Raw genomic sequence first — 8,895 nt, forward strand, 5'->3', positions numbered from 1 at the left:
CCCTCCTCAAAAAGCCGCAGGTAAGGCATCTATGCGAGCACAATTTTATCGGAATGCCTCGTTCACAAGACCATCGATACTAGTATCCGCAAAAAGCTTCCACGTGCTCAGCCGGTCGCTATCGACTGAGGATCACGTGGCTGACCGTTACTTCCGTTTCTTACCCTGTCGGGCATGACCCGACCGATCAACCGCGGGAAGCGGCCTATCCAACTCGAATAACTCCATACGCACGTTATTCGCGTACGCGTTGTACTGCCAACGCCTAAATTGATCCATAAGTAAGTCGTTCGTTTCTTGAAGGCGTTTCACCTGCGCCTCCAGATCCGCAATACGGCGCGTTGCAAAATCCAGCGTGAAGTTGCTTCGGACCACTTTAACTGTCGACCGGATATCGCTTTGCCGCTGCTGGAATCGCTCCTTGATGGCCGGATACAGGTACATGGTGTGCTTGGACACGGATCCGACACCGAGAACTGTCGCCACATGTTCGCAAAAGAGCGGCCAGGTGAGCCTCCCCTCCCAGCGATCCAGTTCCCGCATGATCTTGGGGATCGACATCTTAGTGACAATCTTCTTAGGCATCGCCGCCTCCGGTCAGTGCGTTGACCGAAATCGGAGAGGTCACGACCTCCGAGGGACACCCCGTCGTGACGCCGATATCCATCAATGTGCGTTGAATCGGGGAAGGATCATGCCCCTTGGGAATGCGAAGCAAGGCACCGTCCGCAAGATCCGTCTGTTCCAGCAACATCCGCATCGTGCGCACATGAGCCAGCTTCCATTTGTGGTTGTCGACCCACCGATCCGCGCCGAAGATACCATCCTCATGGGCAATACGCGCACGCTCCAAGAGGAATTCCGTCTGGTCTTCCAGGATTCTGATTCGTTCCAGCGTGACGTGATCACCCTTTATGCAGACGTGCTCCGTACATGTCATGCACTCCCGCTGCTTCTGGCATGGCGTCATGGCGTAATCGTGCACGCACATGCCGTACAGCGTAGCCTTCGCCGTGCCAAGCCGGTCGACACCCAGTTCCTGGTAAGTGACCGGATGACGGTCCCTAATACGTTCGAGTAGCGTGGGAGGGACGGCTTGAAGGACCTGACGCGCGACGTCCAACTGCTCTTCGGGCGTCCGATGATCATAATGTCGATTGTGCTTCGCGTCTGCCCGACCAGCCCACTGCGCGAGCGTATAGTCATCCATCCCTGCGCGTTCGGACAAGGTACTTAGCCAGTGACGTAGTTGATGCGTCGTCAGCTTTATACTGGTGCCATCCGCATTTTTAAGGCCGTGCCTTTCAAACAGGGAAAGACCTTTCGAATACTCCATTCGAGCGTTCACATCATTGACGTGCACTAACCGCCAGGAGAACGGACTCAATGGGAATTCGGCGTGAAACTCGTTCTCCCGATGCAAGCAGAGCGCCTCCCAGGCCAAAACTGATTTCGCCTCGTCAATGTGAGGCCAGTGATATCCGCAGTGGGACTTCCTCACGTACGCAGCCAGTTTCGTATAGGTCACCGGGCTATCGGCTACTAGACTCATGATCCACTTCGTGTTCGAGAATACGGTCCATCTGGGAGATCCGTCGGCGTAACGGCACTTTTCATTCACTCGAATCATCATGGCGGCGCCAAACTCTTCCGGAGTTAACGGCTCATCCTCTTTCACTTCGGAAGCAGAGGCGCAGCCATCGTGCCTCATGAATATGCCTGGATTCTCAAACGAAAATTTTGCAGCAGCTCGCGCTGGCTCACCGATCTCCTTCAGACGGCAAATGGCCTCCTCGACCACACTATGCATCGCAGGAATTACCCACTTCTTCATGGGACCTTTCCCCTTAGCCGCTCGCCAGCGTAGATACATCTGCCGCTCGCCTTGATCATCTTCCTCCCAGCCGATACAGTCCAACGGAAGTGCCAAAACCTCCGATATGCGGCTCGGCGCTACCATCAATAGGACGAATATCGAGGTGTAGAATCGTGTCTCCGCGTCACGTGCGGCGGCGAACAGATCTGCCACCGCCAGCATGACTTCATTAGCGGGAAGTTTCGCGTCGCGATGAGCCTTACCCGCGTCGCCAATGTCCTCGGTCAGAATGGCTGGTTTCTTGAAGGGTGATTTCCACTGCGGAAGCGATGGAGCGAATCCCTTGACTCGGCAGAAGTCGAAGACGTGTTGCATCAAGAGACCCGTCTTGTGCCAGACATCTTCAGATCCATAGAACTCGCGACACTTTTGCGCAGCCGTATCCATTACCGCGCCACGAAGCAAGAGGATGTCGGCGCAGCCGCAACACTCAGACAATGCCGCCTCAATACAACGCAGAGCCTGTAGGCACATAGCTAACGAAACGACCGGTCGATGGCTGTACGTGTATCGGATGTATGCCTTAGCAAACTGCTTAAACGGATCAGCCATCGGCGTGTACGAATCTGAGCCCCTTGTCGTGCATTTAGCCGAGAACAAGGCGACGGTTTTTTCCTGCTGCCATCGATCCGCATTCCACGCTCCGCCCGTTCCGAATGCGGTAAGATTCTCCATCGCCATGCGAATAAAGGCCTCCAGGTTGGCCTTGGCATCTCGGTCGGCGCGAGGTACGAATTCAACGATATTAGTCATGACCAGCGATTCCGATCCGCTTATCGGCGGCACCTTCGACTACCTCTCTGCACAGTGAGAGGCAATGCTCGACCGCAAGAATCAGCTGATCGTTGGCGTTAACCACGGCCTCCGCACATCCAGCCTGCCGTGTCCGATCCTTCTCGGCATACAGCTCGGAAAGCACTTCAGCATGTGGACCGTCGACCCACGGCTGAAAGTGATGGCAGGTATAACAGGCGCGGTATCCACTCGCGCAAAACCCATAGTTCCCACAGGTGCCCACCGCATTCTGCCGATTATTCGGGACACGGCTTCTCGGGTCGTCACCACGAACGGCATCACGCTCAGAGTGAACGAGCGTCCCCATACACGCCTGCGCGAAAGGTGCGAGCTGCGCACCGACCAGCTCATTGATGACCAATGCTTCTTGGGCGGTATTCTCCGTATAGACGCGTACGTTCTGCACATCGGAATGGTCAAGCAGCTCGGCGATGACGAACTCACCAAAGCCCTCGCGGCGCAACTTCGTGCCGCGCGTGTATCGAAAGCGTGTCGCTGTCAGGCGAATGAACTCACCCGTTCGCTCGGATCGCGCTGTCGACAGCTTCGCGCAACCGCACAACGCTTCACGAAGGTTATCCGTCGTCTCATGTAAGAGATCAGGCCTTGGGCCCAGTAGCGCATTTCTTAGCTCTTCAAGGCTAGACAGTTGCCTGGCCGCCTTTTCGCCGATAAACACCGGTATTTCGTCACGAAGGTGCGCGGGCAATGATGCAAAAATTCTCTTTTCCACGGTCAACACTGACTGCTGGTGAGCGTGGAGGAGCACCAGATAGAGGTCTTCTACCACAGCGAGTGATCGAAACGATCCTCGAAAGCTACCGCCACGCTGCTTCGCACGGGGGAAATTAACTCGGTGAAGTGGCGCACCGGTCTTCCAGTCCACCATGAGATCCTTACCTCGAAGCGCGGCAATTTGAATGGGTCGACGCGCCGTCATCGCTAATGTCAGCAGATACGCGTAGTCCATGAAAGGAATTAGCGTTTTGGTGACCGCGATATTTGCCCAATCCAAGATCGCGGAGACCTCCAGGTCGGTGTACGGACCGCTTTCCGGGCAACCGATGGAAACCGCGACACCCTTAGGGTTGCCTTTGATGCGCCACGCCATCAGCAAGTCGACGACGTCCTTGGAGACTCCGTCGTATCCGTAGTCGTGCCACGCGACCAGAAACCCTTTTAAGCCGCCTAGATGCCACTGATCTTGCTCGCCAAGCACTGCTCGCCAGTTGAGCAAGCTGGTGACTGAGACCTCATCCGATCCCGTGTCTCTGAGAAAGCGGGCGAACCGTGTTGCCATATTCTCCGTATGTCGTGCAGACATCTCTTCAGCGTATCGCTGCAGCGTCTTGCGAAAGCCGCTCTGCGCCGGCTCCGGAAGTCGCCTCGCTAGTTCAAGGCTTACCGCAACATCTTTGTTTAGTCTCCAGTGACTGGAATTGGGATCAAACACATAGCCATCCTTGGATGTAGCCCGTCTCGGTAGGGCGGTTCGTTCTTTTCTAGTAGCCGTCATCACTCGACTTCTTTTGCTGTAGAGCCGTGATTACGCATCGCTGACTGCACCTCTCGAACGGCCCGGTCGGCCACCTCCCGGAGATGACGCTGGTTATACGTGGCCGCCGACGCCTTGCTCCGATGGCCATTAACGAATGCTCGTACGTCCTGCTCGCGGGCTTCGGAAATGGGGAACATTCCTTCTCCAGCGCCTTGCTTTCGTGCGCGCGCGTTATGTTCATCGACCCGACGGGACAATTCGTAGTTGAAGTGGTGCCGAAATGCGTGCGGGTGAATATCGGCGAACGCGGGGTCAACGGAACGCACCTTGCCCATGATCTGACTTCCCAACGCCGTCAGAGACAGCGGCTGACCGAAAGTCATCCCCTTTTTGTGCGAGACGAGCAAGTAGCCATGCCTGCGTGCGCCAGGAATCCTGGCGCGGTGACTGAGGATGTAGTCTTGGATCAGGGTGGCCAATTCCAAAGGGATCGGCAGCGGGCGCTCTTTTGTCTTCGCAACAGGTTGGTTGCGACGTGGGTCCGAGACATCATCGTGGTTTCGTCGCACCCACACGATGGGCTCATGACCAAGATCCATATCCCCGACGCGCAGGCTCAGGAGCTCGCCACGGCGGATTCCCGTATGGCGCAAGAGACCAAACAGGATGGCATTTCGCAGCCTAATTCCTGGACCCCGAAAGGGATTGTCCGGGTGATCGACGGCGACGACATCCATGAAACGGTCGATCAATTCGGAGGGCGGTGATTTCGTGTGTGGATCGCCGTCGAAGCGTCGTGCAAGGCCTCTAGGGCGGTGCTTTCGGATTAATTCGACCATGCGCTCGATCTGAAGAGCGTCGTGCGCTGAGGCTTTGTGCTGCGTGACGGCCATGGCCAAAAAGGCGAGATAGTCGGCGATCGTGGTCAGTCGGTTGTACTGCTGCGAGCCACTGACAGCGGGAAGCGCCATTGAACGCGCCGTTCTCCCCTCAAGGAGCACCACGCCGGGTGTACGCGATCGCTTATCCCCCCGGCCAACGTCACGCATGTCTCTTTGTGCGAAGTCGCGCAGCGACGCAATGTCCGCCACGGTGAGAAACCGACCGCAGCGGAAGTCATCCGCGAGGTCCCGCTTTCGGTCGTCCTGCCACCGCAGTAGAACAACAACGTGGGCGAGCTTGTTCTTGATCGTGTTTGCCGGGGCTCCGGCGTTACGAAGCTGCGATGTGGTGAACAGCGTCGGGTAGAAGAGCGGGCAGCCTTGGCCGTCGAGCAGGAACAACGCTCGTTCGCCGCTTGCAAGAACACGGATCGCGATCTGATACACGACGCGTACTCGTTCTCAACGATTTCCGGATGTGTAGCATTCGAGATCTTTGTTTTCAATAACAAAATTTGCAGGCAAGAAAAAAGCCCTCGCAAAAGCGAGGGCTTTCTCAACTTAAATCAACACTTCACAACATGTGTTGTCTAGAACGGAATATCGTCATCATCAAAGCCTTCGTTGACCGGCGGGGCCGAACGCGACGGGGCGTTGCCGCCACCGCGCTGCTGGCCGTAGTCGTCGCCGCCGCGGTTGCCACCGCCGTAGCCGCCACCCTGGCCGCCGCGCTGCTGGCCACCGCCACCACCGCCGCCATAGTTGCCGCCACCGCCACCACCACCGTAGTTGCCGCCACCGCCCTGGCCGCCGCGCGACTGCTGCGGACGGCTGCCGCCGCCGAAGCCACCGCCGCCTTCACCGCCACCCTGGCCGCCGAGCATCTGCATCTCGTTGGCGATGATGTCGGTGCTGTAGCGCTCGACGCCATCCTTATCGGTGTACTTGTCGGTGCGCAGCGAGCCTTCGATATAGACCTGGCGGCCCTTCTTCAGGTACTCGCCAGCGATTTCGGCGAGCTTGCCGAACAGCTTCACGCGGTGCCACTCGGTGCGCTCCTGCTTCTCGCCGCTCTGCTTGTCGGTCCAGGCCTCCGAGGTAGCGAGGCGCAGGCTGGTGATAGCCGTGCCGCTGCCGGTGTACCGGGTTTCCGGATCGGCGCCGAGATTGCCGACGATGATGACCTTGTTGATGCCGCGTGCCATGGATTTTCCTCGTTTACGTGATGCGCCCTTCGCACCAGGCGGCCAGGGGGCCACCGGAAGAGCGGACCGGATAGTGTGGGCGATGGTGGGGCCTTGGGCAATGCTCGGGCAAGGCCTTTTTGGCTCGTCGCCGTGTAGGGTTCGTCTCACCCCGCGCCGAGCCCGTGGGAGCGCGCTTGCGCGCGATCAGGGTCCCGGATCAGTCCAGCCCTGCCGCGTCGCCGATCGCGCGCGAGCGCGCTCCTACAAGAGCCGCGTTCTGCAGGACCAGGGGGAGCCAGACCAGGGTGAGGGCCGCCGCGGCGGCGAAGACGCCGCGCAGGCCCAGGGCACCGAGGGCCAGCCCGCCCAGGGCGCCGCCGACGAAGGCACCGAAGAACTGGCTGGTCGAATACGCGCCCATGGCCGCCCCGCGCAGGTGGGCGGGGGCAATACGGGAGACCAGGCTGGGCAGCGCGGCCTCGAGCAGGTTGAACGCGGAGAAGAAGACGGCGACGGCCGAACCGAGCAGCCATTCATGGCGGGTCGCCAACGCCATCCCCGCCAGGGAGAGGCCCAGTGCCACGACGCAACCGACCACCGTCCGCGCGCTGCGGGCGGAGTCGCGCATGCGCGGCATGAAGGCCCCCATTACCAGCGCGGCGATCACCATCACGGGCAGGTACAGGGTCCAGTGCCGGGCGACGGGCACCTCGAAGGTATCGGTCAGCAGGATCGGCAGGCCGACGAAACTGGCGGTCAGTAGGGCGTGCAGGAAGAAGACGGAGCCGTTGAGCACGAGCATCGAGCGATCGCCCAGCATGGCCAGGATGTCGCGCAGGGCGCCGGTCGCCGGCCGCTCGGCCCGCGCCGGGGTGGGCACCAGCCACCACAGGAGGAGCATGGCAACGAGGGCGAGCAGCGAGGTCAGGCCGAACAGCCCGCCAAGCCCGGCGACGGCTTCCAGCGGCGGCCCGAGGATGAGCGCCAGCAGGAATGAAAGCCCGATGGATACCCCGATGATGCCCATGACCTTGCCGCGGTTCGTCTCCGCAGTCAGGTCGGCCGCCAGGGCCGTACCCGCGCCGGCTACGGCGCCCATGCCCTGCAGCGCGCGACCCAGGATGATGCCGGCGAGGCTGTGCGACATGGCGGCCACGAGACCGCCCACGGCGAAGACCATCAGCCCCAGGGAGATCGAAGGCTTGCGCCCGATCCGGTCGGAGAGCATGCCCAGCGGCACCTGCAGCAGCATCTGGCCGATGCCGTAGACGCCCAGGGCCAGGCCGACCAGCAAGGGGGTGGCGTCCGGAAGGCTGCGGGCGTAGACGGAAAACACGGGAAGGATCAGGAACAGGCCGAACAGCCGGAGGCTGATCACCAGGGCCAGGGTCAGGGCGCTGCGTCGTTCCAGGGGGCTGAGCTGGCTCACCGAAGGTTCGATCCGTCCAGGCACCAGGACCGGTGCCGGCGACGATTATACGGACCGTCACCTCCGTGACGGTTCAAACATGAACGGCGCCCCTATAATGTGGGCTGATTTGCCGCATCCACGACGGGCCCATGTCCTCCATTGCCGAAAGCCAGACCCCCATTGATTTCGCCAGCGTCCGCGCTTTGGCCGCCGACGACATGCGGGAGGTGGATGCGCTCATCCGGCACCGCCTGTCCTCCGATGTCGTCCTGATCAACCAGATCGCGGAACACATCATCGCTGGCGGCGGCAAGCGCCTGCGCCCGATGCTGCACGTCCTGGCTGCCCGCACCGCGGGTTACCAGGGCGCCGAGCACGCCAAGCTCGCCGCGATCATCGAGTTCATCCACACCTCCACCCTGCTCCATGACGATGTCGTCGATGAGTCGGATATGCGCCGCGGCCGCAAGACCGCCAATGCGCTGTGGGGCAATGCCGCGAGCGTCCTGGTCGGCGACTTCCTGTATTCGCGCTCGTTCCAGCTGATGGTCGAACTGGATGACATGCGGATCATGCGCATCCTCGCGAACACGACCAACACCATCGCCGAGGGCGAGGTGCTGCAGCTGCTGAACATCGGCAACGCCGACGTGGACGAAGCAGCCTACCTCGCGGTCATCGAGCGCAAGACGGCGGTGCTGTTCGCCGCCGCCACCGAGCTCGGCGGCGTGCTGGGTGGCCTGCCGGATGCGCAGGTTGCCGCGCTGCGTCGCTACGGCATGGAGCTGGGCTATGCATTCCAGATCGCGGATGACCTGCTCGATTACGTCTCCGATGCCGACACGCTGGGCAAGAACATCGGTGACGACCTCGCCGAAGGCAAGCCGACGCTGCCGCTGATCTACGCGATGCAGGTGGCGGATCCCGACCAGCTGAAGTCGTTGCGCCATGCGATCGAGCACGGCGGCCTCGATTCGCTCGACCGGATCATCGCGGCGATCCGCGATTCCGGCGCGCTGGATCGCGTGCATGAAAAGGCCGTATCGCACGCGCTGGCGGCAAAGGAAGCCCTCGCCGCCCTGCCGCCTTCGGCCCACCGCGACGCGCTGTCGACCCTGGCGGATTACAGCGTCGAACGCCGCTATTGATTGACACTGACCTTGTGGGAGCGCGCTTGCGCGCGATGGGTGTTTGCGCAAGCACCCATCGCGCGCAAGCGCGCTGCCAAAGGAGAATTAAGGCCGTGT

Annotated in this window: 7 protein-coding genes; 1 reads left to right on the forward strand and 6 read right to left on the reverse strand. The window is 60.6% G+C overall.

Annotated elements, in window-relative coordinates; all coding sequences use genetic code 11:
* Nucleotides 1-147 precede the first annotated feature (147 nt).
* The 6 genes from ACZ6YI_RS02920 to ACZ6YI_RS02945 form a co-directional block, all read right to left on the reverse strand.
* The gene (locus ACZ6YI_RS02920; RefSeq protein ID WP_465777340.1) at nucleotides 148-585 is read right to left on the reverse strand and encodes a hypothetical protein; all 438 of its coding nucleotides are present in this window, start codon (nucleotides 583-585) and stop codon (nucleotides 148-150) included.
* Nucleotides 578-2,629 carry a hypothetical protein gene (locus ACZ6YI_RS02925; RefSeq protein ID WP_465777341.1) on the reverse strand — a complete coding sequence of 684 codons (2,052 nt, stop codon included), beginning with the start codon at nucleotides 2,627-2,629 and terminating at the stop codon, nucleotides 578-580. The genes ACZ6YI_RS02920 and ACZ6YI_RS02925 overlap by 8 nt, the downstream gene beginning before the upstream one ends.
* The gene (locus tag ACZ6YI_RS02930) at nucleotides 2,622-4,187 is read right to left on the reverse strand and encodes a site-specific integrase (protein ID WP_465777342.1); all 1,566 of its coding nucleotides are present in this window, start codon (nucleotides 4,185-4,187) and stop codon (nucleotides 2,622-2,624) included. Before ACZ6YI_RS02930 ends, ACZ6YI_RS02925 begins: the two co-directional genes overlap by 8 nt.
* On the reverse strand, nucleotides 4,187-5,497 hold the full coding sequence (locus ACZ6YI_RS02935; RefSeq protein WP_465777343.1) for a site-specific integrase: 1,311 nt from the start codon (nucleotides 5,495-5,497) through the stop codon (nucleotides 4,187-4,189). Before ACZ6YI_RS02935 ends, ACZ6YI_RS02930 begins: the two co-directional genes overlap by 1 nt.
* A 143-nt stretch (nucleotides 5,498-5,640) precedes the next feature.
* Nucleotides 5,641-6,255 carry a single-stranded DNA-binding protein gene (gene ssb / locus ACZ6YI_RS02940; protein ID WP_465777344.1) on the reverse strand — a complete coding sequence of 205 codons (615 nt, stop codon included), beginning with the start codon at nucleotides 6,253-6,255 and terminating at the stop codon, nucleotides 5,641-5,643.
* Between the two features lie 199 nt (nucleotides 6,256-6,454).
* The gene (locus ACZ6YI_RS02945; protein ID WP_465777345.1) at nucleotides 6,455-7,666 is read right to left on the reverse strand and encodes an MFS transporter; all 1,212 of its coding nucleotides are present in this window, start codon (nucleotides 7,664-7,666) and stop codon (nucleotides 6,455-6,457) included.
* A 131-nt stretch (nucleotides 7,667-7,797) separates the two neighbouring features.
* On the opposite strand from ACZ6YI_RS02945, the gene ACZ6YI_RS02950 reads away from it, so the two are divergent.
* Entirely contained in the window at nucleotides 7,798-8,796 is a 999-nt protein-coding gene (locus ACZ6YI_RS02950; protein WP_465777346.1) for a polyprenyl synthetase family protein, read from the forward strand.
* The last annotated feature ends 99 nt before the right edge of the window (nucleotides 8,797-8,895 follow it).

The sequence above is a fragment of the Luteibacter sp. NPDC104163 genome (assembly GCF_055584245.1).

Coding starts and splice junctions, on each gene's coding strand:
- ssb (WP_465777344.1), bottom strand. CDS start 6,255: ATGGCACGCGGCATCAACAAGGTCATCATCGTCGGCAATCTCGGCGCC.
- ACZ6YI_RS02925 (WP_465777341.1), bottom strand. CDS start 2,629: ATGACTAATATCGTTGAATTCGTACCTCGCGCCGACCGAGATGCCAAG.
- ACZ6YI_RS02950 (WP_465777346.1), top strand. CDS start 7,798: ATGTCCTCCATTGCCGAAAGCCAGACCCCCATTGATTTCGCCAGCGTC.
- ACZ6YI_RS02920 (WP_465777340.1), bottom strand. CDS start 585: ATGCCTAAGAAGATTGTCACTAAGATGTCGATCCCCAAGATCATGCGG.
- ACZ6YI_RS02930 (WP_465777342.1), bottom strand. CDS start 4,187: ATGACGGCTACTAGAAAAGAACGAACCGCCCTACCGAGACGGGCTACA.